At 71.6% G+C, this 24,483-nt stretch carries 21 protein-coding genes and 1 tRNA gene; 14 read left to right on the top strand and 8 right to left on the bottom strand.

Translation table 11 applies throughout. From position 1 onward, the window contains the following. Nucleotides 1-65: 65 nt before the first annotated feature. On the top strand, nt 66-392 hold the full coding sequence (locus ACFXKZ_RS40155; protein WP_380009214.1) for a DUF2516 family protein: 327 nt from the start codon (nt 66-68) through the stop codon (nt 390-392). On the opposite strand, the gene ACFXKZ_RS40160 is transcribed toward ACFXKZ_RS40155, so the two are convergent. Together ACFXKZ_RS40160 and ACFXKZ_RS40165 are read right to left on the bottom strand one after the other, a co-directional pair. Next, complete coding sequence (locus ACFXKZ_RS40160; protein ID WP_380008850.1) at nt 377-1,936, bottom strand: ATP-binding protein; 1,560 nt, start codon at nt 1,934-1,936, stop codon at nt 377-379. The two genes, ACFXKZ_RS40155 and ACFXKZ_RS40160, sit on opposite strands and share 16 nt — an antisense overlap. Further along, nucleotides 1,933-3,261 carry a PP2C family protein-serine/threonine phosphatase gene (locus tag ACFXKZ_RS40165; RefSeq protein ID WP_380008853.1) on the bottom strand — a complete coding sequence of 443 codons (1,329 nt, stop codon included), beginning with the start codon at nt 3,259-3,261 and terminating at the stop codon, nt 1,933-1,935. Before ACFXKZ_RS40165 ends, ACFXKZ_RS40160 begins: the two co-directional genes overlap by 4 nt. Before the next feature lie 211 nt (nt 3,262-3,472). Between ACFXKZ_RS40165 and ACFXKZ_RS40170 the strand changes: the two genes are divergently transcribed. Beyond that, the gene (locus ACFXKZ_RS40170; RefSeq protein WP_380008856.1) at nt 3,473-3,988 is read left to right on the top strand and encodes an O-acetyl-ADP-ribose deacetylase; all 516 of its coding nucleotides are present in this window, start codon (nt 3,473-3,475) and stop codon (nt 3,986-3,988) included. 195 nt (nt 3,989-4,183) lie between these two features. Here ACFXKZ_RS40170 and ACFXKZ_RS40175 read toward each other — a convergent pair whose 3' ends face one another. Both ACFXKZ_RS40175 and ACFXKZ_RS40180 read right to left on the bottom strand, forming a co-directional pair. Beyond that, entirely contained in the window at nt 4,184-5,539 is a 1,356-nt protein-coding gene (locus ACFXKZ_RS40175; RefSeq protein WP_380008859.1) for an NlpC/P60 family protein, read from the bottom strand. Nucleotides 5,540-5,834: 295 nt separating this feature from the next. Further along, nucleotides 5,835-6,731 (bottom strand): class I SAM-dependent methyltransferase, encoded by an 897-nt coding sequence (locus ACFXKZ_RS40180; RefSeq protein ID WP_380008862.1) that lies wholly within the window; start codon nt 6,729-6,731, stop codon nt 5,835-5,837. Between the two features lie 207 nt (nt 6,732-6,938). Between ACFXKZ_RS40180 and mshA the strand changes: the two genes are divergently transcribed. From mshA to ACFXKZ_RS40205, 5 genes are all read left to right on the top strand, one after another. Then, nucleotides 6,939-8,258, top strand: a complete 1,320-nt coding sequence (mshA, locus tag ACFXKZ_RS40185; RefSeq protein ID WP_380008865.1) for a D-inositol-3-phosphate glycosyltransferase — start codon at nt 6,939-6,941, stop codon at nt 8,256-8,258. 31 nt (nt 8,259-8,289) lie between these two features. After that, nucleotides 8,290-8,811: a YbjN domain-containing protein gene (locus ACFXKZ_RS40190; protein WP_380008868.1), complete on the top strand. Its 522-nt coding sequence runs from the start codon at nt 8,290-8,292 to the stop codon at nt 8,809-8,811. 31 nt (nt 8,812-8,842) lie between these two features. Next, on the top strand, nt 8,843-9,601 hold the full coding sequence (locus tag ACFXKZ_RS40195) for a phosphoglyceromutase (protein ID WP_380008871.1): 759 nt from the start codon (nt 8,843-8,845) through the stop codon (nt 9,599-9,601). A 353-nt stretch (nt 9,602-9,954) separates the two neighbouring features. Then, the gene (locus tag ACFXKZ_RS40200; RefSeq protein WP_235618594.1) at nt 9,955-11,145 is read left to right on the top strand and encodes a cell wall metabolism sensor histidine kinase WalK; all 1,191 of its coding nucleotides are present in this window, start codon (nt 9,955-9,957) and stop codon (nt 11,143-11,145) included. Beyond that, nucleotides 11,142-11,822: a response regulator transcription factor gene (locus ACFXKZ_RS40205; protein ID WP_078975976.1), complete on the top strand. Its 681-nt coding sequence runs from the start codon at nt 11,142-11,144 to the stop codon at nt 11,820-11,822. The genes ACFXKZ_RS40200 and ACFXKZ_RS40205 overlap by 4 nt, the downstream gene beginning before the upstream one ends. A 120-nt stretch (nt 11,823-11,942) precedes the next feature. On the opposite strand, the gene ACFXKZ_RS40210 is transcribed toward ACFXKZ_RS40205, so the two are convergent. Further along, entirely contained in the window at nt 11,943-12,629 is a 687-nt protein-coding gene (locus ACFXKZ_RS40210; RefSeq protein ID WP_380008875.1) for a hypothetical protein, read from the bottom strand. Between the two features lie 385 nt (nt 12,630-13,014). On the opposite strand from ACFXKZ_RS40210, the gene ACFXKZ_RS40215 reads away from it, so the two are divergent. The 6 genes from ACFXKZ_RS40215 to ACFXKZ_RS40240 all read left to right on the top strand — a co-directional run bounded on the left by ACFXKZ_RS40215 (nt 13,015) and on the right by ACFXKZ_RS40240 (nt 21,156). Further along, entirely contained in the window at nt 13,015-13,497 is a 483-nt protein-coding gene (locus ACFXKZ_RS40215; RefSeq protein WP_020552233.1) for a CarD family transcriptional regulator, read from the top strand. Between the two features lie 57 nt (nt 13,498-13,554). Continuing rightward, complete coding sequence (gene ispD / locus ACFXKZ_RS40220) at nt 13,555-14,367, top strand: 2-C-methyl-D-erythritol 4-phosphate cytidylyltransferase (protein WP_380008878.1); 813 nt, start codon at nt 13,555-13,557, stop codon at nt 14,365-14,367. Further along, nucleotides 14,357-14,872, top strand: coding sequence for a 2-C-methyl-D-erythritol 2,4-cyclodiphosphate synthase (ispF, locus tag ACFXKZ_RS40225; protein ID WP_380008880.1), 516 nt, complete (start codon nt 14,357-14,359; stop codon nt 14,870-14,872). The genes ispD and ispF overlap by 11 nt, the downstream gene beginning before the upstream one ends. Nucleotides 14,873-14,913: 41 nt before the next feature. Beyond that, the gene (gene cysS / locus ACFXKZ_RS40230; protein ID WP_380008883.1) at nt 14,914-16,323 is read left to right on the top strand and encodes a cysteine--tRNA ligase; all 1,410 of its coding nucleotides are present in this window, start codon (nt 14,914-14,916) and stop codon (nt 16,321-16,323) included. A gap of 188 nt (nt 16,324-16,511) precedes the next feature. After that, nucleotides 16,512-17,492, top strand: a complete 981-nt coding sequence (rlmB, locus tag ACFXKZ_RS40235; protein ID WP_380008886.1) for a 23S rRNA (guanosine(2251)-2'-O)-methyltransferase RlmB — start codon at nt 16,512-16,514, stop codon at nt 17,490-17,492. A gap of 2,374 nt (nt 17,493-19,866) precedes the next feature. Next, the gene (locus tag ACFXKZ_RS40240; protein WP_380008889.1) at nt 19,867-21,156 is read left to right on the top strand and encodes a TQO small subunit DoxD; all 1,290 of its coding nucleotides are present in this window, start codon (nt 19,867-19,869) and stop codon (nt 21,154-21,156) included. A gap of 128 nt (nt 21,157-21,284) precedes the next feature. Here the strand turns inward: ACFXKZ_RS40240 and ACFXKZ_RS40245 are convergent, their stop codons facing one another. Both ACFXKZ_RS40245 and ACFXKZ_RS40250 read right to left on the bottom strand, forming a co-directional pair. After that, entirely contained in the window at nt 21,285-21,716 is a 432-nt protein-coding gene (locus ACFXKZ_RS40245) for a PPOX class F420-dependent oxidoreductase (RefSeq protein WP_380008892.1), read from the bottom strand. A gap of 90 nt (nt 21,717-21,806) precedes the next feature. Further along, the gene (locus tag ACFXKZ_RS40250) at nt 21,807-22,916 is read right to left on the bottom strand and encodes an ABC transporter ATP-binding protein (protein WP_380009217.1); all 1,110 of its coding nucleotides are present in this window, start codon (nt 22,914-22,916) and stop codon (nt 21,807-21,809) included. A 233-nt stretch (nt 22,917-23,149) separates the two neighbouring features. Here ACFXKZ_RS40250 and ACFXKZ_RS40255 point away from each other — a divergent pair, with 233 nt between their 5' ends. Next, the gene (locus ACFXKZ_RS40255) at nt 23,150-24,169 is read left to right on the top strand and encodes a LacI family DNA-binding transcriptional regulator (protein ID WP_380008895.1); all 1,020 of its coding nucleotides are present in this window, start codon (nt 23,150-23,152) and stop codon (nt 24,167-24,169) included. Nucleotides 24,170-24,299: 130 nt separating this feature from the next. Here the strand turns inward: ACFXKZ_RS40255 and ACFXKZ_RS40260 are convergent. Beyond that, nucleotides 24,300-24,373, bottom strand: a tRNA-Thr gene (locus tag ACFXKZ_RS40260). Nucleotides 24,374-24,483: the final 110 nt, after the last annotated feature.

Consider the following 24,483-nt stretch of genomic DNA (forward strand, 5'->3'; position numbering starts at 1 on the left):
CACGACGTGGCGGCACCCGGCGGCCGCGCAGAGGAGGATCGATGGGCATGGACATGGCCGATGGTCTGCTGACGGCCAAGTTCGACCAGGCGCTGACGTGGCTGTTCCTCGGCATCCTCCTGCTCAAGGTCTTCTGCCTGTTCGACGCGGCGTTTCGGCGCGAGGACGCGTATCGCGCCGCCGACAAGAAGAAGAAGTCCTTCTGGCTGATCCTGCTCGGCGTCGCTGTCGTGGTCGACGTGCTGCCGACCGGCGGCCTTGGCCTGATGTTCACCCTCGCGGGCCTGGTCGCGGCGATCGTCTACATGGTCGACGTGCGCCCCGCGCTCAAGGAGGTCGGCGGCCGGCGCGGCGGCGGCCGCAACAACATGGGGCCCTACGGCCCCTGGTGAGCCGCCTCGTCCGAGGCGGGCGGCGGGCCGGGCAGCGTCCAGCGGATCGTGGTGCCGGCGGTGACCTCGGTGTCCAGCCAGATCCGACCGCCGTGATACTCGACGATCTTCTTGCACATGGCCAGTCCGATGCCGGTGCCGCCGTAGGCGTCCTTCGGGTGCAGGCGCTGGAAGATCACGAAGATCCGGTCGGCGTACTGCGGTTCGATCCCGATGCCGTTGTCGACACAGGCGAACTCCCACTGCTCGCCGTCCCAGCGGGCGCCCACGTGCACCCTTGGAGTCTCCCCGGTGCGGAACTTGATCGCGTTGCCGACCACGTTCTGCACCAGTTGCCCGAGCAGCACCGCGTCGCCCGGCACGGTGGGCAGCGGATCGGCGGTGATCTTCGCGCCGCTCTCCTCACGGGCCGCGGCCAGCGCGTGCAGCGCGCGCTCCAGACTCTCCCGCAGATCGACGTCGCCCAGCTCGGTGTCCAGCCGGCCCACCCGGGAGAACGCGAGCAGGTCGTTGATCAGCGTCTGCATCCGCTTGGCGCCGTCCACCGCGAAGGCGATGTACTGGTCGGCCCGTTCGTCCAGTTGGCCCTGGTACCGCTTCTCCAACAGCTGACAGAAGCTGGCCACCTTGCGCAGCGGCTCCTGCAGGTCGTGCGAGGCCACGTAGGCGAACTGCTCCAACTCGGCGTTGGATCTGCGCAGGTCCTCGGCCTGTTCGTCGATCAGCGCGCGGGCCGCCTCGGTGCTGTGCAACTCCTCCAGGATGCGGTCGCGCATCGAGTTCACGTCCTGCGCGAGCGCGGCGATCTCGGCCGGGCCGCGCCCGGTCAGCGCGTGGTCGTACTCGCCCTCGGTGACCCGCCGGACCTGCTCGCCCAGATGCTCCAGGGGGCTGGTGACCATCCGGCGGAAGAACACCGCGATGGCGATCAGCAGCCCGGCGAACAACACCGCCACCGCGATCAGCGTCGCGGTCAGCATGGTGGAGTCGCGCGACAGTTCGTGCCGCGCCGCGGCCCGCTCGTCGCCCAGATCGGCCTGCTGGACCGAGGTCCTCGCGCGCACCGCGTCGAACAGCCCCCTGCCCTGGTCGGGCACCGCGGCGATGCCCGGGCGATCGGCGAAGGCCGGCTCCGCGTACCCCATCCGCCAGGCCCGGGCCCGGGCGCCCACCTCGACCAGGTCGGCGCGCAGCCGGTCCCCGTCGGCCGAGTTCGGCAGCAGCCGCTCCAGTGCCACGTAGGCCCGGTCCTCCTCGGACCGCGCCTGCGTGTACGACTCGTGGAAGCTCGGGTCGCCGCTGAGGATCCAGCCGCGCACCGCGGTCTCCTGGTCGACCAGCGCGTTCTCCAGGCGCAGCGCGGCGTTGGCGGCCGGTTCGAGCCGCTCCAGGACGGTGCTGCGGGAGTCGTTCAGCCGGGATATGGCCAGTGCGCCGATCACCGCGGAGATCACGATGACCAGCGCGAGCAGGCCAAGCCCCAGGCCGACGACCTGGCGCATGCGGGGGCCGCCGGGTCGCTGTCGTGGCTCGCGTCGACTCATGCCGTGCGGCCCTCACCGGTCGCCGGGCCGGGCAACACCGGGTGTTCGCCCGGGGCGCGGTGCGGCGGATGGTTCGGATCGTGTCGGAGCAGCAACACCGCGACGTCGTCGTTGAGGCTGTCCCCGTGCAGTTCCTCCACTGCGGCGACGGCGGAGTCGATCAGGTCGTAGCCGGTGCCCCCGGCCGCGAGCAGGCGGGCGATCAGTGGCAACAGGCCGTCGGTGCCCAGGCGTTCCGGGCCCCGACCGATCCGGCCCTCGATCAGCCCGTCGGTGTAGAGCAGGAGCGACCAGTCCGGGCCGAGGTCGATCGGTTCGTACCCCCACCGGCCGTCGGGGAACAACCCGAGCGCCGGTCCGGTGGCGCCCTCGGACAGCGGCGCCACCCCCTCGGGGGTGATCAGCAGCGGGGCCGGGTGGCCCGCGAGGTAGACCCGACCCCGGTGGCGGTCGGGTTCGATGATGGTCATGCACAGCGTGGCGAACATCTCGTCCGAGCGCCGCTCGTGTTCGAAGATTCGTTCCAGCGTGGTGAGCAGGTCACCGCCCGTGAGTCCGGCGAAGATCAGCGAGCGCCAGGCGATCCGCAGGTTGACCCCGAGCGCGGCCTCGTCCGGGCCGTGTCCGCAGACGTCGCCGATCATCACGTGCACCCGCCCGTCGGCGGTCTGCACCGCGTCGTACAGGTCGCCGCCGAGCAGCGCGCGCTGTCGACCGGGGCGGTAGCGGGCGAGGAAGTCGAGCGAGGGGTCGCGCAGGATCGGGGCGGGCAGCAGTCCGCGTTCGAGCCGGGCGTTCTCCTGCGCGCGCAACTCCGACTCGACCAGGCGGCGCTGCGACTCGTCGGCCCGCTTGCGCTCCAGGGCGTAGCGGATCGCCCGGGACAGCAGCGAGCCGTCGATCTCCTGCTTGACCAGGTAGTCCTGGGCACCGGCGGCCACTGCGGCCGACCCGCGATGCGCGTCGGCCAACCCGGTCAGCACGATCACCGCGGTCCGCGGCGCGAACGCCAACAGCCGGTGCAGCCCGTTGAGCCCCTCGGCGTCGGGCAGCCCGAGGTCGAGCAGGACACACCCGACGTCCTCGCCGAGTCCGACCATCGCCTCGGCCATCGAGCGCGCCCAGACGATCTCCATCGGATCCGGCGAGTCGGCCAGCAGCTCCTCGACCAGGAAGGCGTCCCCGGCGTCGTCCTCGATCAGCAGGACGCGCAGCGGACGCGCCACGTGGGCGATCGGACCCGATGCCGAGGGGACGGACACCGGACCCGCGCGGTAGCCGGTCCGTTCGACCGCTCCGCCGTCGCCGCCGTACGCGGGGCGCACGCCACCACCTCCGGAATGATGCCGCCGCACGGACGCGGCGTCGTTCGGCAATCGAAGTTCGGCAATCGAAAAGGGACGATAGCGTGGGCCGGCCCGAGCCGATAACCGTACGGTCCCCGCCCCGGAACCCCGACCGGCGCCGCTTCGCGGCGTCACCCCTGCGGGGAAATGCGCCGGCGGCGCCGAGGCCCCGGCCGGCAGGCTCGTCGGCATGACACGGATCACGTTGGTTCGCGGCGACATCACCGAGCAACACGCGGACGCGATCGTGAACGCGGCGAATTCCTCCCTGATGGGCGGCGGCGGCGTCGACGGAGCGATCCACCGCCGGGGCGGCCCGGAGATCCTGGCCGAGTGCCGGGCGCTGCGTGCTGCCGAGCTGGGTCGCGGCCTGGCCACCGGCGCGGCGGTAGCCACCACCGCGGGCCGCCTCCCGGCCCGCTGGGTCATCCACACCGTGGGCCCGGTGTACAGCCGCACCGAGGACCGCTCCGCCCTGCTCGCCTCGTGCTACCGCGAGTGCCTGCGCGTGGCCGACGACCTCGGCGCATCGACCGTGGCCTTCCCGGCCGTCTCGGCCGGCAGCTACGGCTGGCCGATGGACGACGCGGCGCGCATCGCCGTGGAGACGGTCCACGGCACACCGTCCGCCGTGACGGAGGCCCGCTTCGTGCTGTTCGAGGCCCGCGCGTATATCGCCTTCGAGGCAGCGGTGGCCGCGTTGTAGGCCCACGGCGAGCCGGTCGGGTCGCCGTGGGCGGGCACGGCGCGACCCGGGTTCGGCTCGCCCCGGAACCGCGCCGCCGCGTCCAGCGCCCGACCGCCAACGCGAAGGGGCCGAGCCCGCAGGCCCGGCCCCTTCGATGCGTGCACGCGATCCCGCTCACGAGGCCCGGTCACCAACCTCGTTCGCAACCCGCGATCACCCGCCCGAAGGTGTTCCCGACCCACGCGCCGGCGTTCCCGACTTCGACCCGCTCGGCCTGCCCGTCCCCGTCGCCGGTGGCGTCGACGGCGGGGGCGTGCTCGCCGGAGGCGTCGTCACGGGCGGAGTGGTCACCGGAGGCGTCGTCACCGGGGGCGTGGTCACGGGCGGTGTGGTCACCGGCGGAGTGGTCACGGGCGGCGTGACCGGCGGCGTGGTGGGCGGCGGGCCCGGGACGTTCGGGATCGCCGGGGCGTTCACCGTCCCCGCGCCCGCGTCGGGTCGCACCACGCCCAGGATCGGCATCGAACCGGCGTTGGCGACGGTGATCGTGCGGCCCGGACGGGGCGCGTGCACGATCTTGCCGTTGCCCAGGTACATGCCGATGTGGCTCGCGTCGGAGTAGTAGACGATCAGGTCGCCGGGGCGCATGTCGGCCAGCGGTACGCGCGGCAGCGACGCCCACTGCTCCTGCGAGGTGCGGCGGATCGGCACGCCCGCGAACGCCCACGCCTTCGAGGTCAGGCCGGAGCAGTCGTAGCCCTCGGGGCCGACGCCGCCCCAGATGTACGGCTTGCCGATCTTGTCGATCGCGAACGCGATGGCCAACGCCGCCTTGGGCGTGGTCTGCTGGTCGGGCTTGCCGATCAGCGTGTTCAGCTGGGCCTGACCGGCCTCCGCCGACAGCGCCTCCATCCGGGCGAGTTCGGCCAGCTGCTCGGGGGTGAGGCCGGCCAGTATCTTCTCGGCCTCGGTGATCCGGGACTGGATGTCGGTCCGGGTCGCGGCGGCTTCCTGCTCCAGCCGACGGCTCTCGGCGAGCTGGGCGTCCGCGCTCTTCTGCATTGCGGTGAGCTGGAGTTCGGCCTGCTTGGCGCGCGCGATGGTGTCCAGCTGCGACTGCGAGACCCGCTCGTACGTGGGCGCGTCGCGCAGGAACTGCGCGGGATCCGCGGACAACATCAGGGTCAGCAGCGGGTCCATGCCCCGTGTCGTGTACTGGAGTCGGGCCAGTCGGCCCAGATCCTCCTTGGCCTTCTCGACGTTCTGCCGGGCCCACACCACGCCCGCGTTCACGTCGTTGGCCTTGATCTGGGTGCGACCCAACTGCTCGGTGGTGGCGTTGAATCGCTCGGTGGCCTGCTCGGCCTGGCGGTACAGCTCCTGCACCCGGGCCTGGGCGGCCAGCAGATCCTGGACCGAGGTGATCGCGGTGTTGGCGGGCGGCGGCACCGGCGGCGCGTCGGGAGCCGCCCACGCGTTGCCGCCGAACAGGACCGCGCACAACAGTGCCGCTCCGCAGCTGGTCACGGCCCGGGTTCGCAGACCGATCCGGCCCCCGAGTTTCACCATGCTTTCGCCCTTTCGGAAAACGGCTTGTCCTGGAGACGCTGCGGACGATTTCATGCGGCGACGCCGACCGGAACCCGCGCTTTCGGGACGGCAGTTCCCGGGGACCGGTTCAGCGTCGGATCCTTGCATGTTCCGGCTGCGATCGGCAGGGGACTATTCGAGATCGTCCGGATATCGGAACGGGCGTATCAGTGCAATCCAGGACGACACGCCGAGCTGTTCCACGTCCGGATCAACGCGGTGTGTTCAAGATTTCATGTGCCGTTTCGGATCGGACACGAGTCACCAGAATGTATCAATACAGTCGGTCGGGCAGTGCCGACACACGCCAGGACGCGTGGGCGCGCCCCTGCGGCGCCACCGCCGACCACGCGACGGTCACCTCTCCCTGCCGCCGGCGCGCCGGGCCGTCGCACACCGGCCAGTCCCGGGCCAGCGTCGCGGTCGCCGCGAGCCAGCGCTGCCGGGCGCCGAACGCGGCCAGCGGCGCGTGCAGGTCCCAGGCCCGGTCGAACGCGGTCAGGAACGCGTGTACCGGCTCGCCCGGCACATTGCGATGGATCAACGCCTTCGGCAACCGCTCGGCCAACTCGGACGGCCGCCCCAGACCCGCCAACCGGGCGGCGAAGGTGACCGTGCGCGGCCGGGCGTCCGACCCGATGCCCAGCCACACCGCACGCCGACCCAACTCGTCGCACGTGCCCTCGACCAGCACCCCGTCCGGCGCGAGGCGGGCGCACATCCGCGCCCAGGCCGCCGGCACCGCGTCCTCGTCGTACTGCCGCAACACGTTGAACGCCCGGATCGCGGTCGCCGAGCGGCCGGCCGGCAGCGGCACCTCGAAGCCGCCCCGGGCGAAGGTCAGCCCGTTCCCGGCGTACGGCAAGGCCGCAGCCACCCGCTCCGGGTCGATCTCGAAGCCGACCACCGCGACATCGGCCCGCACCGTGCGCAGTCGGCGCGCCAACTCGACCGTGGTCACCGGTGACGCCCCGTAGCCGACGTCGACCACCAGCGGATCGGCCGCGGTCCGCAGCAGCCGCCCGTGTACGCCGGTCAGCCACCGGTCGACCCGGCGCAGCCGGTTCGCGTTGGTGGTACCCCGGGTGATCACCCCGGCCGGCCGCGACCGGGACCCCGCTCCCGTCCCCGCTCCCGGGGCGCCGATGCCCGGTTTGCCGCGCGTGCCCATGCTCGCAGCGTAGGCGAACACCTCCGTACGCCCCCGCCGGGGCGTGGATCACACCCCGCCCGGGAATCCCGCCCGACCACGATGGGTTGGGACTTGAGTTGGGCCGCGACGGCGGGCCGGGCGGACCTCGTCCGCGACGGCTCGGTACAACTGGTAGTTCCGCACAACAGAACGACACGGCACGGGGCCGGCCAGGGAGGTCAACGAGTGAGCCACCACGTCCAGCGCGCGATCACATGGGGAGCGCGCCGGGGGGCACCTCGTCGAATCGCGACACTCAGCGTTCACACCTCCCCGCTGCACCAACCCGGCACCGGCGACGCCGGGGGGATGAACGTCTACATCGTCGAGCTGAGCAAGCGGCTGGCCGCGCTCGGCATCGAGGTGGAGATATTCACCCGAGCCACCGGCAGCGACCTGCCGCCGGTCGTCGAGATGGCCCCGGGCGTCCTGGTGCGGCACGTCACCGCCGGGCCCTACGAGGGGTTGTCCAAGGAGGACCTGCCCGCCCAGCTGTGCGCCTTCACCTCCGGCGTGCTGCGCACCGAGGCGATGCGCGACCCCGGACACTACGACCTGGTGCACTCGCACTACTGGCTCTCCGGCCAGGTGGGCTGGCTCGCCAAGGAACGCTGGGGCGTGCCGCTGGTGCACACGATGCACACGATGGCCAAGGTCAAGAACGCCTCCCTCGCGGGCGGCGACGCCCCCGAGCCCCGGGCCCGGGTGATCGGCGAGTCCCAGGTGGTCGAGGCGGCCGATCGGCTGGTCGCCAACACCGTCGAGGAGGCCGACCAGCTGATCGACCTCTACGACGCGGAGCCCGATCAGGTCGCGGTGGTCAACCCCGGGGTGGACCTGGAGACGTTCTGCCCCGGCGACATGGCCGCCGCGCGCCGCCGCCTCGGCGTGCCCGAGGACGCCACGGTGATCCTGTTCGCCGGGCGGATCCAGCCGCTCAAGGCCCCCGACGTGCTGTTGTACGCGATCGCCCATCTGCTCCAGGCCGACCCCACGCTGCGCGACTCGCTGGTGGTCGCGGTGGTCGGCGGCCCCAGCGGAAACGGCATGGCCGCGCCCGAACACCTGCACAAGCTGGCCGCGACGCTGGGCATCCACGACGTGGTCCGCTTCCAGCGCCCGGTGCGCCAGGACGTGCTGGCCGACTGGTACCGCGCGGCCACCGTCGCGGTGGTGCCCTCCTACAACGAGTCCTTCGGCCTGGTCGCCATCGAGGCCCAGGCGTGCGGGACGCCCGTGGTCGCGGCGGCGGTCGGCGGACTGCCCACCGCCGTGCGCGACGGCGTCTCCGGCACCCTGGTCCGGGGCCACAACCCGGTCGACTACGGCTTGGCCCTGCGTGACCTGATCCGCGCCCCCCGGCTGCGCGAGGACTACGCCGAGGGCGCGGTGCGGCACGCGGCCTCCTTCGGCTGGGCGGCGGCGGCGGCGTCGATGGCCGAGGTGTACGCCGACACACTGGCCCGCAGCACGGCCCCGCGTGGGTGGGTCGTGGGCGGGCAGTAGCGTCGGGGTACCGGGGCGAGAGGGGCGACGAATGGGGCAGTCCGTGGAAACCGAACGAGAGCGGGCCGCGGACACCGTGCGCGCGGCCCTGGACGACGCCGGCGTCGAGTGGGAGCAGCCCGCGCCGCACACGTTCGTCGCGGTGCTGCCGGGCACCCGCAAGCTCAAAACGGCGCTCGCGCTCACGGTGGGCGCGCACAGCCTGACCATGAGCGCGTTCGTGATCCGGCACGCGGACGAGAACCACGCCGCCTTCTACCGCTGGCTGCTGGAGCGCAACGTGCGGATATACGGGGTGGCCTTCGCCGTCGACAAACTCGGCGACGTGTACCTGAACGGCCGGCTCCCGCTGGCCGCGGTGAGCGCCGAGGAGATCGACCGGATCCTGGGCGTGGTGCTCCAGACCGCCGACGACAGCTTCAACACCCTCCTGGAGATCGGCTTCGCCACCTCGATCCGCCGGGAATGGGACTGGCGCGTCGAACGCGGCGAATCCCTGCGCAACCTGGAGGCCTTCGCCCGCTTCGCCGCCCCGGAGAACCGCGGGCAATAGGGCCACGCGGTGGTGGATTACGCTCCTTGCCATGGCTGATGCTCCGTACAAACTGGTACTTCTTCGCCACGGCGAAAGCGAATGGAACGCCAAGAATCTGTTCACCGGCTGGGTCGACGTCGACCTGACCGAAAAGGGGGAGAAGGAGGCCGCGCGCGGCGGGCAACTGCTGCTCGACGCGGGCGTGCTGCCCGACGTCCTGCACACCTCGCTCCAGCGCCGCGCGATCCGCACCGCCCAGCTCGCGCTGGACGTGGCCGACCTGAACTGGCTGCCCGTGCGGCGTTCCTGGCGGCTCAACGAGCGGCACTACGGCGCGCTCCAGGGCAAGGACAAGAAGCAGACCCTGGAGGAGTTCGGCGAGGAGCAGTTCATGCTCTGGCGTCGCTCCTACGACACCCCGCCGCCGCCGCTGGCCGACGACGACGAGTACTCGCAGTTCGCCGACCCGCGCTACGCGTCGTTGCCGGTGGAGATCCGCCCGCGCACCGAGTGCCTCAAGGACGTCGTGGAGCGCATGCTCCCCTACTGGTACGACGCGATCGTGCCGGACCTGCTCGGCGGCGACACGGTCCTGGTGGCCGCGCACGGCAACTCGCTGCGCGCGCTGGTCAAGCACCTGGACGGCGTCTCGGACGCGGACATCGCCGGCCTGAACATCCCCACCGGAATCCCGCTGCTGTACGAACTGGACGCGGATCTGCGCCCCGTCACCCCCGGGGGCCGCTACCTCGACCCCGAGGCCGCGGCGGCCGCGATCGAAGCGGTCAAGAACCAGGGACGGAAGTGAACACGAACATCGGGTGAAAGCCCGATCGGCTCCGCGCGGAGCGCCCGCCTGTCACGGAAGGGGCCGGGCGCTCCACACGGGCCGGGCTCATCGGCCCGAGCGCCGGTTCATCGGCCGCAACTGCCGCCACAATTGCACGCGGAACCGGACTTACAGCCACAGCCACAACTGGACGGGCAGTTGCAGCCCGGCACGGGAGCCCTCGGTTGGGGCGGGGTCTGCGGGTCGGACATGACGACCTCCGAACGATCACCGGTGACAGGCGTGGCGCACGGATGAACGACACATGAAGATCTGCACGACGGACCCTCTGGACGGTTTCACCCGTTCGGGTCAGCTCTACCCTGGAACATGTGGACGTGAACGTTGCCGCCGCCGCTTTGGCCGCTGTATCCGGATTGGCCGTCGGTGTGGCCGGCACCCTGGCCTTCCGCTGGAGTGAGCGGGCCCAGGGCAGAGGTACGGCCGCGGCGCCCGCCGCGGCCCCTTCTCTGCCGCCCGGAGTGGCCACGGTGTTGTCCGTGCTGCGTTCCTCCGCCGTGGTCCTCGACGAGTTCGACACGGTCGTCAAGGCGTCCTCCGCGGCCTACAAGTTCGGCTTGGTCCGCGGCGATCAACTGGTGCCCGAGGATCTGCTGGCGATGGCCAAGGAGACCCGGCGCGACGGCGAGATAAGGCAGCGCGACCTGCTGCTCGCCCGGGCCGACGGCGAGGCGCACGAGTTCGAGGTGTCCGCGCGCGTGGCGCCGCTGGGCTCTCGGCTGGTGCTGCTCCTGGTCGAGGACCGCACCGAGGCGCGCCGGGTGGACGCGGTGCGCCGCGACTTCGTGGCCAACGTGAGCCACGAGCTCAAGACCCCGGTCGGCGCGCTCTCGCTGCTGGCCGAGGCGGTCATGGACGCCAGTGACGACCCCGAGGCGATCATCCGCTTCGCGGGCCGGATGCAGATCGAGTCGGCCCGGCTGACCAACCTGGTCCAGGAACTGATCGACCTGTCCCGGGTGCAGAACGACCATCCGCTGCACCACGTGGGCCCGGTACCGCTCGACGACCTGGTGGCCGAGGCCGCCGACCGCTGCCGGCAGGCGGCGGAGTCGAAGCAGATCACCCTCGCGATCGGGGGCGATCGTGAGCTGATCGTGCCGGGGGACCACAATCAACTGGTGATGGCCCTGGGCAATCTGGTCGAGAACGCGGTCAACTACAGTCCTGCGCGGACGAGGGTCGACATCGAGGTCAGAGCAGAGGCGCGGATGGCCGTCATCACCGTTTCCGACCAGGGCCTGGGCATTCCCCAGCGTGACCTGGATCGCATCTTCGAGCGGTTCTACCGTGTCGATCCGGCCCGCTCGCGGGCCACCGGCGGTACCGGCTTGGGCCTGTCCATCGTCAAGCACATCGCGGCGGGCCACGGGGGAGAGGTAACCGTGCGCAGCCTGGAGGGTGTGGGATCCACCTTCACCCTGGTGCTGCCCTTCAAGTCCAGTACCTCTCAATCGATGTCGATGACATCGTCGACCCCATCCATGGAGGCATCACGATGACCCGTGTGCTCGTCGTCGAAGATGAAGAGTCCTTCAGCGACGCGCTGTCGTACATGCTTCGCAAGGAAGGCTTCGAGGTGGCCGTGGCCGCCACCGGCCCCGAGGCGTTGGAGCTGTTCGACCAGGGCGGCGCCGATCTGGTCCTGCTCGACCTGATGCTGCCCGGCCTGCCGGGCACCGAGGTCTTCCGCGGGCTGCGGGCCAAGTCCAACGTGCCGGTCATCATGGTGACCGCCAAGGACAGCGAGGTCGACAAGGTGGTCGGCCTGGAGATCGGCGCCGACGACTACGTCACCAAGCCGTACTCGACCCGAGAGCTGATCGCCCGGATCCGCGCCGTGCTGCGCCGCCAGGGCGGGGTGGAGACGGACGAGCCGCGCGCGATCGAGGCGGGTCCGGTCCGGCTCGACGTCGAGGCCCACCGGGTCACCGTGGAGGGTCGGCGGATCGATCTCCCGCTCAAGGAGTTCGACCTGCTCGAGGTGTTGCTGCGCAACGCGGGCCGGGTGCTCACCCGGATGCAATTGATCGACCGGGTCTGGGGCGTCGGCTACGTGGGCGACACCAAGACGCTGGACGTGCACGTGAAGCGACTGCGGGCCAAGATCGAGCCGGACCCGGGCGCCCCGCGCTACCTGGTCACCGTGCGCGGTCTCGGGTACAAGTTCGAGCCCTGATCGGGCCGGGGTCGCCCCGGCCCCCAATGTGACGACGGCGCCCGCGCCGCCCCCCGGTGTCCGGGCGGCGGCGCGGGCGCCGTCGTATGAGTCTCCGTACCCCGCGGCGCGGGTACGGCGTCAGCCGCCGGCCGGGGCCGACGCGCTGTTGCGCGGGGTACCGGAGGCGCCGTTGCCGCTCGCCGGGGCCGTGGCGCCGCCCGTGTTGGCGGTGGCCGGCGCGGTGTTCGGCGGCGCGGTGGCCGGCGCCGAGGCGGTCGGCGGCGCGGGCGGCGGCGGGGTGAAGGCCGGGGTCGGCTTCAGCTGCGCGTAGTAGCTCGACGGGGAGTGCACCGAGACGTCCAGCGAGGTCTCGCCGGCGGTGCCGAACGCGAAGGTCACCCGGCGGAACGAACCGGCCTCGACCTTGGCTGCGTTCGGGAAGACCAGCGGACCGAGGTAGACGCGCCCCTGCGGGTCGTCGGCGGCCATTCCCTGGGGACGGTCGACCAGGTACGCGGCGCCGCCCGCCGGGATGGTCAGCGGGCCGCCGAGGGCCTGTCCCGCGCCGTCCACCGTCACCTTGGTGATCGTCTCGGGCGCGGTGCCCTCGTTGAACAGCGCGCCACCGAGCGCGACCAGGTTCTTGCCCGGGTCACTCGTCACCAGCTGGACGTTCTGGATCTTGAGCGAACCGAACGCCGTACTGGCCGTGTCGGGTTTGATCTTGTTGGTCTCGGCTTCCTTGCCACTGGCGCAGCCCGCGGCCAGGGGAAGGACGACGGCGACGGTGGCGGCGAGGGCGCCGCGTCGAAGGCTGCGGCTCACGGCGGCGGCATCTCCTTGAAGATCTCGGATCCTGGACCGGTCACGATGACCGGGGACAGCGTACTCAGGCCGGGAGGACCACTTGTACGCGGCTCACCGCGCCGAGCGGCGCCTTCGCCGGGACGGAGTCGGCGCAAGGCCGCCGGGTTCGGTCCGACTCCGGTGATGCGGGTGGGACATTTGGGTCGCGCGAGAGCGGCCGACGCACCCTCAAGACGAGCTGTTTGTCCTATTTGTTTGAGACCTACGGGTGTGGGGTTCCCTGTCCCAGCACGCCCACAGGCTGCTTGTCAAGCCCCGACTAAGGCCCTGACCTGCGGAAACGTCATTCAGTAGGGGCGTGTCCCGTGTTACCCTAGAAAGCCACGGAAGGGGTACCTGTCACATGACGTTCAAGGTTGGCGACACCGTGGTCTACCCCCATCACGGGGCCGCGCTGATCGAGGCGATCGAGCAGCGCACGATCAAGGGTGTGGACAAGACCTATTTGGTGTTGAAGGTCGCCCAGGGTGATTTGACCGTCCGCGTGCCCGCGGACAACGCGGAATTCGTCGGTGTTCGAGACGTGGTGGGCCAGGAAGGGCTCGACCGCGTCTTCGAGGTACTGCGTGCTCCGCACACCGAGGAACCGACGAACTGGTCACGACGTTACAAGGCGAACCTGGAAAAGCTCGCCTCCGGTGACGTTATCAAGGTCGCGGAGGTCGTGCGCGATCTATGGCGCCGCGAGCGTGACCGCGGCCTGTCGGCAGGCGAAAAGCGCATGCTGGCGAAGGCTCGGCAGATCTTGGTGAGCGAGTTGGCGCTCGCCGAGAACACGAACGAGGACAAGGCCGAGGCCATCCTCGACGAGGTCCTGGCTTCCTGAGCCGTAGGATCCGCCCGTCGATGACGGACGGATCCGCCGGTGCGGTGTCGGCGCCATGTGGCGTCGGCGCCCGGGTGGTTTGAGGGGACTTCGTTGAACACTGCGGTCCTTGTGCCCGCTGCAGGGCGTGGTGAACGGCTCGGTCCCGGTGCGCCCAAGGCGTTGCGTGAGCTTGGGGACATCCCGATGCTGGTGCACGCCGTCCGGTCGCTGTTGGCCGCCCGCGGGGTAACCGCGGTCGTGGTCGCCGCACCGCCGGACGGTGTCGCCGGTGTCCGGGATCTTTTGCGTGCGCAACTGCCCGCGGAATCACCCGTATGGGTGGTCGCGGGCGGTGCGACACGCCAGGAATCGGTGCGGTTCGCCCTTGCGGCGGTGCCGGCCGATCACGACATCGTGCTCGTACACGATGCCGCGCGTCCGTTCGTGCCGGCCCACGTGGTCGAGGCGGTGATCGCCGCCGTCGCCGACGGGGCCGACGCGGTGGTGCCCGCGTTGCCCGTGGTCGACACGGTCAAGGAGGTCGCCGCGGCGAACGGCGCGGAGACCGTGGTGCGCACGGTCGATCGATCGTTGTTGCGCGCCGTACAGACCCCCCAGGGTTTTCGGCGGGCGGTATTGGCGCGCGCCCACGCCGAGGCCGACGGGTTCGGCGCGGAGGGTGCGACCGACGACGCCGGGATGGTCGAGCGCACCGGCGGCACGGTCGTGGTGGTGCCCGGTTCCGAAGAGGCGTTCAAGGTGACCCGACCGTTCGACCTGCTGCTCGCCCGCGCGCTTTTGGAGCGCCGAGCGGAGCGGGCGGCGCAGGCGCGCGCCGACGAGGCGGACGGTGCCGCGGAGAGTACGGAGATCGACGTTGTCCGGTGAGCACGCGGCTCGGGTGGTGCTGCCCCGTACCGGGATCGGGGTGGACGTCCACGCCTTCGAGGCGGGGCGCGAGTTGTGGGTGGCCGGGCTGTTCTGGCCCGGGGAGACCGGGTTGGCCGGGCACTCCGACGCCGACGTGGTCGCGCACGCCGCGTGCGACGCGTTGTTCTCGGCGGCGGGCATCGGCGATCTGGGCGCGCACTTCGGCACCTCGCGGCCGCAGTGGTCCGGGGCGTCTGGAGCGACCCTGCTGACCGAGGCGGCGCGACTGGTGCGCGCGGCCGGATTCGAGATCGGCAACATCGCGGTGCAGGTGATCGGGGTGCGGCCGAAGGTCGGGCGGCGGCGGGCCGAGGCGGAGGCCGTGTTGTCGGCCGCGGCCGGCGCGCCGGTGTCGGTGTCCGGGACCACCACCGACGGTCTGGGGCTGACCGGGCGGGCCGAGGGAGTGGCCGCGATCGCCACCGCGCTCGTGGTGCCGGTCAGGCCGGGAACCGAGGGATAACGGCGCACGCCGCGCCGTCCCGACGCTCTAAGCTTGCGCGTGTGAGCATGCGCCTGTACGACACCAGCACCCGCACGGTCCGGGACTTCGTGCCGCTTGTCGAGGGACAGGTCTCGATCTACTTGTGTGGTGCCACCGTGCAGGCACCTCCGCACATCGGGCACATCCGATCGGGGCTGAACTTCGACGTGCTGCGCCGGTGGTTCGCCCACCGCGGCAACGACGTCGTGTTCTGCCGCAACGTCACCGACATCGACGACAAGATCATCGCCAAGTCCTGCACAGAGGGTGTGCCCTACTGGCAGGTCGCGCAGACCAACGAGCGGGCCTTCGCCGACGCGTACACCGCGCTCGGCTGCCTGCCGTCGACCGTGGAGCCCCGGGCGACCGGGCATATCCCCGAGATGGTCGCGATGATGGACCGGCTGATCGCCACGGGGCACGCCTATCCATCCGGCGGCGACGTGTACTTCGACGTCTCCTCGTTCCCGGCCTACGGTGCGCTGTCCGGTCAAAAGCCCGACGCGATGCGCGAGGCGGAGGACGCGGGCACGGGCGCGGCGGGCAAGCGGGACCGGCGCGACTTCGCGCTGTGGAAGGCGGCCAAGCCCGGCGAGCCGTCGTGGGAGACGCCCTGGGGACACGGTCGTCCGGGGTGGCACCTGGAGTGCTCCGCGATGGCGCACAAGTACCTGGGCGCGGCGTTCGACATCCACGGCGGCGGGCTGGATCTGGTGTTCCCGCACCACGAGAACGAGATCGCCCAGTCCAAGGCGGCGGGCGACGCGTTCGCCGCCTACTGGATGCACAACGCCTGGGTCACCCTCAGCGGTGAGAAGATGAGCAAGTCGCTCGGCAACTCGGTGCTCGTCTCCGAGATGCTCAAGCGCTGGTCGCCGCTGGTCCTGCGCTACTACCTGGCCACCCCGCACTACCGGTCGATGATCGAGTACAGCGAGGAGGCACTGCGCGAGGCCGAGGTCTCCTTCGGGCGGATCGAGGGCTTCCTGGAGCGGGCCGGCGAACAGACCGGGGCGATCGAACCGACGGCCGACGTGCCGGCGGTGTTCGCCGACGCGATGGACGACGACCTGGGTGTGCCGCAGGCGATGGCGGTCGTGCACAACACCGTGCGCGACGGCAACACCGCGCTGGCGGCGGGCGACAAGGACGCGGTCGTACGGCACGCGGCCGATGTGCGGGCGATGCTGGGCGTGCTCGGCATGGACCCGCTGTCGGAGCAGTGGACGGCGGGCGCCTCCGCCGGTCGCTCCGACGAGTTGCGCGGGGTGGTCGACCACCTCGTCAAGCTCGCCCTCGGGCAGCGCGAGGCGGCCCGGGCACGCAAGGACTACGCCGCCGCCGACGCGGTCCGGGACAGCCTCACGGCGGCCGGGATCGTGGTGGAGGACACGCCGCACGGCCCCCGGTGGACGCTGCACCGGGACTGAGTCGCCCTCGGGCCCGGGAGGGCTCGACGAGAACGCGCCGTACGGCCGGAACGCCACGAGGTGGCGGACCGGCCGTACGGTTGTAACGGTTGTCCTGTGGTTGTCCCGCGGATGTTCTGTGGGCGACCGCAGGATCGTACGGATCGCAACACAGCTGCTGATGAAGCAATCGAAGGGATGTACCCGTCATGGCCGGCAACACGGAGCGCCGTAACAAGCGCAACGAGGGAAGCAAGAAGGGGCCCTCGGTCGGTACTGGTGGGCACAGCCGCCGGGCGCTGAAGGGCAAGGGGCCGACGCCGCCCGCGGAGATGCGCAAGGGGCACGCGAAGCAGCGCGCCGCCAACGCCGCGGCCAAGCGCAAAGCCGCCGCGCCTGCGGCCCGGCGTCCCGCGGGCGGGCGTCCCGGTCGGGGCGGGAAGAGCGCGTCCGAGCTGGTCGCGGGCCGCAACTCGGTGCTCGAGGTGCTGCGCGCCGACGCGCCGGCCACGTCGCTGTTCATCGCGCAGTACATCGACAGCGACGACCGGGTGCGCGAGGCGATGAAGATCGCCAACACGCGGGGCATCCCGCTGATGGAGATCCCGCGCCCCGAGCTGGACCGGATGACCGACGGCGCGATCCACCAGGGCCTGGTGCTCCAGATGCCGCCGTACGAGTACGCCCACCCGGACGACCTCGTGGTGGAGGCGCACGACCGCGCCGAAACGCCCCTCGTCGTCGCGCTCGACAGCGTCACCGACCCGCGCAACCTCGGCGCGGTGATCCGCTCCGCGGCGGCCTTCGGCGGCCACGGCGTGGTCGTCCCCGAGCGCCGCGCCGCCGGAATGACCGCCGGCGCCTGGAAGTCCTCGGCAGGCGCGGCCTCCCGCATGCCGGTGGCCCGAGCAGCCAACCTCACCCGAGCCCTCGAGGCCTACAAGAAGGCCGGCCTGACGGTGGTCGGCCTGGCCGCCGACGGCGACATCACCCTCGACGAACTGGCCGCGGCCACGGAGCCCCTGGTGGTGGTCGTCGGCTCCGAGGGCAAGGGCCTGGGCCGCTTGGTGCAGGAAACGTGCGACATCACGGTCCGAATCCCGATGGCCGGCGGCAACGAGTCCCTGAACGCGGGGGTCGCGGCAAGCATCGTGCTGTACGAGGTGGCCAGGCGACGGGGAGCGAAGTAGGCGGGGGGTAGACGGGCGACACGGGCGGGGCCGGACCGGGTCGGGCGCTCGGGGGTTGTCGGGGCGGGTTCGCCAGGGGCCGGGTGGGCTGGGTGTTTCCGGCGTGCGTTGCGCTTGTGGTCGCGGGTGGCCGGTGCGGGGCTGGTCCGAGTCGCCGGGTTGGCCGCCGCCGGCGTGCGGGGCTCCGAGGCTGGGGGGTCCCGACGAGGCGGGTGTGTTGGTCGGCTTGAAAGCGGCCGGCAGCGGCGGGCGGGGTGGGTGCTTGGGTTGGGTTTGCCGGGCTTGCGTTTCCGAGTGGGCCGGGTTCTTCCGGCGGGCGTTGCGCTTGCGGGTTGCGGGTTGCTGGTGCGGGGCTGGTCGGAGTCGGTGGTTGGCCGCCGCCGGTGTGCGGGGTTCCGAGACTGCGGGGTCTCGACGAGGCGGGTGTGTTGGTCGGCTTGAAAGCGACCAGCGGCGGCGGGCGGGGTGGGTGCTCGGGTTGGGTTCGCCGGGCTTGCGTTCCCGGGTGGGTCGGGTGTTTTGGGCGAGCGTTGCGCCTTGGGTTGCGGGTGGCTGGTGTGGGGCTGGTCCGAGTCGCCGGGTTGGCCGCCGCCGGCGTGCGGGGTTCCGAGGCTGCGGGGTCTCGACGAGGCGGGTGTGTTGCTCGGCCTAAAAGCGGCCAGCAGCGGCGGGCGGGGTGGGTGCTCGGGTCGGGTTCGCCGGGCGTGCGTTCCCGAATGGGCCGGGCGTTCCCGGCGTGCGTTGCATCTTGGGTTGCGAGTTGCTGGTGCGGGGCCGGTCAGAGTCGGCGATGGGTCGCCGCCGGCGTGCGGGGCTGCGAGCCCCGAAGCTCCCGACGAGACGGGTGCCTTGCTTGGCGAAAAAACCGGCCGGAAGCGGGGAGCAGATAGGCGGTCGAGTTCAGTCTTCCAGGCAGCCTTCCCGGGTGGGTCGGGGTGCTTCGAGGGCGTTTGGAGGGGAGTTGGGGTTGGAAACCGGATCGCGGTGGGTGGTTGTGGGCTTCGAGCTTCGGTGACCTGCGGTTTTGCGGGGTCGGAGTGGAAAGTCGGGTGTGGAGTGCCGGTTTCGTGTGCTCCGGCTTCCTCGGCGCCGGTGAAGAGACCGAAACTGCCCGGTCGGGGTCGGTTTCGAGCGCTGCGACCTCGCAGAGGCTGTCGAGGTGACCGAAAGTGCCCAGTGGGAGTCGAAACCGGATCCCGAGGCACTGCAGGCGCACCCGCCGTGCGTTGGCCTGCGGTTTTCTCTCGCTCCGAGTCCCCGGCACCTCACGCCGTCCGGTTTCGTGAACTCTCGCCCCCCACCCGCCCACAGCACCTCGAAATGCTCCTGCCCGGCCCACCCGGGAAGGCCCTCCGGAGAACTCGACCCGAGTGCCCTCCCTCCCCCGCTGCCGGCCGGTTTTCGCCGAGCAACACGCCCGCCTCGCCAAAAACCCCGGTCTCGGAGCCCCGCACGCCGGCGGCGGCCCACCACCGACTCCGACCAGCCCCGCACCAGCCACCCGCAACCACAAGTGCAACCCCCGCCGAAAACACCCGACCCACCCGGGAACGCAAGCCCGGCGAACCCAACCCGAGCACCCACCCCGCCCGCCGCCGCTGGTCGCTTTTAGGCCGACCAACACACCCGCCTCGTCGAGACCCCGCAGTCTCGGAACCCCGCACACCGGCGGCGGCCCATCGCCGACTCTGACCGGCCCCGCACCAGCAACTCGCAACCCAAGACGCGACGCACGCCGGGAACGCCCGGCCCATTCGGGAACGCACGCCCGGCGAACCCGACCCGAGCGCCCTCCCTGCCCGCCGCCGCCGGTCGCTTTTAGGCCGACCGACACACCCGCCTCGTCGAGACCTCGAAGTCTCGGAGCCCCGCACGCTGGCGGCGGCCCATCGCCGACTCGGACCGGCCCCGGACCGTCCACCCGCCACCCGCCACCAACAGCGCAACGCTCGCCGAGGACGCCCGGCCCCCTCGGGAAGGCACCCCGGCGGACTCGACCCGAGCGCCCACCCATCCCGCCGCTGCAGGCCGGTTTTCGCCGAGCAACGTGCCCGTCGCGCCAAAAGCCGGGGTTTCGCAGCCCCGCACGCCGGTGGCGGGCCATCACCGGCTCGGATGAACCCCGCATCGGCCGGCCGTCACCACAGGTGCAACCTGCGCCGGGAGCGCCCGGCTCACTCGGGACGACCCAGCGGCCTTTCACCCCGTCGCTGAATGTGGCGGTCTCGGTGGGAGTCCTGCGTTTGTGTAGCCGCGCCGCGCGCCGCGTCGCGTCGCGGGGCGGAGTGTAGCGGGAGGTTTGGGGGTTTGTGGGTTGCATGGGGTAATACGTGGTGGGCCGCATCCTTGGGGGACCTTGGGCGGTTAGTGGTGCGTGGACACCAGATCGGAAGGCAGCTTCGGCGGTGCTGTCGGGCTGTTGCCCTCGCCCGCGGCGGTGCGTGATCCCGGCGATCCGGCGGCGGTCGCCACCCCCACGAAGACCCTGCGGGTGGTGATCGCCGGCCCCCGGATCGGCACCGCCCCCAAACCTGTGCCCGGGCCGCGTGACCGGGCGGATGACGACGCGACCACGCGGCTCCCGGTGATTCGTGACGACGGGCCCCGGCGGCGGGTGCCGCCTGCCCGGCGTGGTCCGGGGGCGGGTGTGCGGGAGCGGGACGGGACCGCCCCGGCGCCCACGCACGCGCGCCGGGGGAGTGTGCAGGCCGGCACCGTGTTGTTGCCGTTGCGGCTGTTCCTCGGCGGGGCGTTCCTGGTCGAGGGGCTGCGCAAGCTCTATGCGCCGGGCTTCCTGGATCCGGGGTCGAGCGATTCGTTCGGGCATCGCATCGGCGTGCTGCGGGACGGGAGTCTGTCGCCGTCGGTGATGGACCTGGCCGCCGATCACGCGATCGGGGCGGGGCTGTTGTTCGCCTTCGGCCAGGTGGTGGTCGGCTTCGCGGTGGTGCTCGGGTTGTGGACCCGGCTCGCCGGGCTGCTCGGGATGTTGCTCTCGCTGGGCGTGCTGATCGCGGTGGGTACCGGGTCCTCGCCGTACCACGCGCCCTACCTGGTCTTCCTGGCCGCGTTCAGCCCGTTGGCGCTCGCGGGCGCGCCGATGTACTCGGCGGACGCGTGGTTGTCGTTGCGGACCTGGCGTGGTCCGATCGTCACCCCCGTCCGGGCCCGGCGGCGCAAGCTCGGCTACGGCTCGATGCTGGCGTTCGCGGGCGTCGGCGCGACGCTGCTCGCGGGCTCGCTGCTCGGCGGCGGCCACCGGCACCCCGACGAGTCGGACACCGGGCGGGTCGGCGAGCCGGGTCGGCCCGCCGAGTCCTCGGCCCCGGTCGTCCCCGCCGCCGGGCAGCCGGCCGGCGCGGTCGCCGGTCAACCCCGTCCGCCGGTGGTCGAACCCTCGGCGGCGGCCGGCCCGGCCAAGGAGGGCACCGCCGCGCAGGCCACCCCGCGTGCGGCGACCACCCCGCAGCCGAGTGCCTCCACCGGCGCGGCCAAGTCGGCCCCGGCCGATGCCACCGACCGGAAGCCGACCTCGGCCCCGGCCCCGACCGCTTCCGGCTCCCCCCGCTCGGCCGGTGCGAACCCCGGCGGCTCCGGCGGCTCCGGCAGCACCCCGAAATCCGGCGGCAGCGGCACCAAGCCCCTGGGCGGCCTGCTGGGCTGATCCCCCGGGCATCGAAGCCCCGCCCCACCCACAGGACCCGCACGACATGTGCGGGTCCTGTGGCGTGCGGGGTGTGCGAAGTGTGCGAGGTGTACGGGTCCCGCGGAACGAATGTGCGAAAGGCCTGCTCAGCCCGTGATGTTCCGGTCCGCCACCACGTGGTGGATGTGCACGTGCACCACCTGCTCGCCCTCCACGGGCTCGCGCTCGACCACCTTGTCGGCGCCCATGTAGCGGGCCGCGATCCGGCTCGGCCATACGCGCAGGTCGACCGGGTCGACCGAGAGTCGGGCCTCGCCCTCGACCACCACATAGGCGTACGGCGGCCGTTCGTCGTCCACGCACAGGCTCACGCGCGGATCGTTGGCGAGGTTGCGCCCCTTGACCGATGACGCGAACGTGGTGAACACCAGCTCCACCGTGTCGCCGCGATCGTCCAGGTCGAACCACACCGGCGCCACGTGCGGCCGACCGTCGGGACGTACGGTGGCAAGTTTTCCGGTGCGCGGCGGCCCCGCCAACAAAAAGCCCCGCCACTCGGTCTCGGTCATACGCTCCATGGACCGAGTCTCACCCCTGACGGCCTCCCGGTCCGGGACGACACTCGCCGGCGGCGCCGTCGGGCGCCGCCGGCGAGCGTGTCGGGCCGGTCAGTCGTGCAGGCGCTCGCCGCTCTTCGTGGAGAACAGGTGGGTCTCGCCGACCGTCGGGACCACGTGCAGGACCGAGCCCTTTTCCGGAACGCTGCGGCCCGGGACACGGACCACCAGGGGCTTGTCCACGCCGTCGAGGGTGACCGAGCCGTAGACGAAGGCGTCGGAGCCGAGTTCCTCGACCACGTCGACGGAGACCGCGAGGCCCTTGCCCTCCTTGCTCAGGCCCTCCGCCGAGTTGATCTTCAGGTGCTCGGGGCGCACGCCCAGCGTCACCTTGCCCGTGCCCTCGGCCACCGCCGCCTCGCGGGCCTCGCGCGAGACCGGGACGACCGCGTCGCCGAAGCGGATGCCGTCCTCGGCCAGGTCGACCTCGATCAGGTTCATCGCGGGCGAGCCGATGAAGCCGGCCACGAACACGTTGGCCGGGCGGTCGTACATGTTGCGCGGGGTGTCCACCTGCTGGAGCAGGCCGTCCTTGAGCACCGCGACGCGGTCGCCCATGGTCATCGCCTCGACCTGGTCGTGCGTGACGTAGACGGTGGTGATGCCCAGGCGGCGCTGGAGGCCGGCGATCTGGGTGCGGGTCTGGACGCGGAGCTTGGCGTCGAGGTTGGACAGCGGCTCGTCCATCAGGAAGACCTGGGGCTCGCGGACGATCGCGCGGCCCATCGCGACACGCTGGCGCTGACCGCCCGAGAGGGCCTTCGGCTTGCGGTCCAGGTATTCGGTGAGGTCGAGGATCTTCGCGGCCTCTTCGACCTTGGCCCGGATCTGCTTCTTGTCGACGCCCGCGATCTTCAGCGCGAAGCCCATGTTCTCGGCGACCGTCATGTGCGGGTAGAGCGCGTAGTTCTGGAACACCATCGCGATGTCGCGGTCCTTGGGCTCCAGGTTGGTGACCTCGCGGTCGCCGATGTGTATCGAGCCCCCGGTGACCTCCTCGAGACCCGCGAGCATGCGCAGGGAGGTGGACTTGCCGCAACCGGAGGGGCCGACCAGGACCAGGAACTCGCCGTCCGCGATCTCCAGGTCGAGCGCGTTGACGGACGGGCGCTCGGCGCCCTTGTAGGTACAGGTCGCCTGCTTGTAGCTGACCGTGGCCATGGTGATGTGTCCTTCCACCGGCAGGAACGTGCCGGACGATCCGAGTGGAGGGTGAAGTACCCGTGCGGTGCCTGCCCGTGACGGCGGACAGTGGTCTAGTCCATTCGAGGACGGACTGCGCTTCACCGTACCCGGGCGCACGTGATCTGTCAGCAGTCGGCTTCGCCCGAAATGTTTTGCGGGACCCGCAAAGCCCTGCGAAATCCTGCTGAAAGTGTCACTAGGCTCTGCGTATGAAGGCTCGGCTGGCGGACATCGCAACGCAGGCAGGGGTCAGCGAGGCGACCGTGAGTCGGGTTCTGAACAGCAAACCCGGGGTTGCGGACGACACTCGGCGGGCCGTCCTGACCGCTCTCGACGTGCTCGGATACGAGCGGCCCGCCCGGCTGCGCCGGCGCAGCGCGGGCCTGGTGGGGCTGCTGCTCCCGGAGTTGGACAACCCGATCTTCCCGGCGTTCGCACAGGTCATCGAGCGGGCGCTGGCCCATCACGGCTACACCCCGGTGTTGTGCACACAGACCCCGGGCGGGGTCACCGAGGACGACTACACCGAACTGCTCCTGGAGCGCGGGGTGTCGGGGATCGTCTTCGTCTCCAGCCTGCACTCGGACTCAGGCGCGGACATGTCGCGCTACCTGCGGCTGGTCGAGCGCGGCCTGCCGATGGTGTTCGTCAACGGTTTCGCCCCGGGTGTGGACGCGCCGTTCATCTCCAGCGACGAGGCGGTCGCGGTGGAGTTGGCGATAGGACACCTGGCCTCGCTGCGGCATACCGCGATCGGGCTCGCGGTCGGGCCCGAGCGGTATGTGCCCACCGCGCGCAAGATCGCGGGTTTTCGGCACGGGCTCGCCGAGCGGTTCGGGGTGACGGAGGCCGACGGTTGGATCGAGCGGTCGTTGTTCTCCGTGGAGGGCGGCCAGGCGGCGGCGGGCGCGCTGCTGGACCGGGGGGCGACCGCGGTCGTGTGCGGCAGCGACCTGATGGCGCTCGGCGCGGTACGGGCCGCGCGCGAGCGGGGGTTGCGGGTGCCGCAGGACGTCTCGGTGGTGGGCTACGACGACTCGCCGCTGGTGGCCTTCACCGACCCGCCGCTGACCACGGTGCGCCAGGCGGTGCAGGCGATGGGTGCGGCGGCGGTGCGCGCGCTGCTCGACGAGATCGGCGGGGGGCGCGCTCCGCGTACCGAGTTGATCTACCGCCCCGAACTGGTGGTCCGCGGCTCGACCGGTCCGGCGCCGGACCGCCGCCGCTGAGCCTCGTCGCCGCCGAGCCCCGCCGCCGACCGGCGAGCAGGCCCTGCCTCCCCCACCCCACCCCGCCGCGCCCTGCGGGCCGACGAAAGCGGGCCGCCATCCGGCGATCGCGCGGATGACGGCCCCTGGGAGCCCCGAGTCGGGTTCGAACCGACGACCCCGCGCTTACAAGGCGCGTGCTCTGGCCAACTGAGCTATCGGGGCGTGTACCGGACCATTTTGCACCGTGGTCACCCGGCGGACGCAACCACCTTAGAGCTTTGTGACGTGGGTGCGTTCGCGTTAACGCGCGGGGAACGTGGGGAACAGGAGAC

The sequence above is a fragment of the Embleya sp. NPDC059237 genome (assembly GCF_042754105.1).
Lineage (GTDB): Bacteria > Actinomycetota > Actinomycetes > Streptomycetales > Streptomycetaceae > Embleya.

Excerpts from the sequence above, each read along its gene's own strand:
- ACFXKZ_RS40250 (WP_380009217.1), bottom strand. The coding sequence starts at position 22,916 with ATGGCCACGGTCAGCTACAAGCAGGCGACCTGTACCTACAAGGGCGCC.
- ACFXKZ_RS40215 (WP_020552233.1), top strand. The coding sequence starts at position 13,015 with ATGACGTTCAAGGTTGGCGACACCGTGGTCTACCCCCATCACGGGGCC.
- ACFXKZ_RS40175 (WP_380008859.1), bottom strand. The coding sequence starts at position 5,539 with ATGGTGAAACTCGGGGGCCGGATCGGTCTGCGAACCCGGGCCGTGACC.
- ACFXKZ_RS40170 (WP_380008856.1), top strand. The coding sequence starts at position 3,473 with ATGACACGGATCACGTTGGTTCGCGGCGACATCACCGAGCAACACGCG.
- rlmB (WP_380008886.1), top strand. The coding sequence starts at position 16,512 with ATGGCCGGCAACACGGAGCGCCGTAACAAGCGCAACGAGGGAAGCAAG.
- ACFXKZ_RS40160 (WP_380008850.1), bottom strand. The coding sequence starts at position 1,936 with ATGAGTCGACGCGAGCCACGACAGCGACCCGGCGGCCCCCGCATGCGC.
- ACFXKZ_RS40180 (WP_380008862.1), bottom strand. The coding sequence starts at position 6,731 with ATGGGCACGCGCGGCAAACCGGGCATCGGCGCCCCGGGAGCGGGGACG.
- ACFXKZ_RS40245 (WP_380008892.1), bottom strand. The coding sequence starts at position 21,716 with ATGGAGCGTATGACCGAGACCGAGTGGCGGGGCTTTTTGTTGGCGGGG.
- ACFXKZ_RS40205 (WP_078975976.1), top strand. The coding sequence starts at position 11,142 with ATGACCCGTGTGCTCGTCGTCGAAGATGAAGAGTCCTTCAGCGACGCG.
- ACFXKZ_RS40190 (WP_380008868.1), top strand. The coding sequence starts at position 8,290 with ATGGGGCAGTCCGTGGAAACCGAACGAGAGCGGGCCGCGGACACCGTG.
- ACFXKZ_RS40255 (WP_380008895.1), top strand. The coding sequence starts at position 23,150 with ATGAAGGCTCGGCTGGCGGACATCGCAACGCAGGCAGGGGTCAGCGAG.
- ACFXKZ_RS40195 (WP_380008871.1), top strand. The coding sequence starts at position 8,843 with ATGGCTGATGCTCCGTACAAACTGGTACTTCTTCGCCACGGCGAAAGC.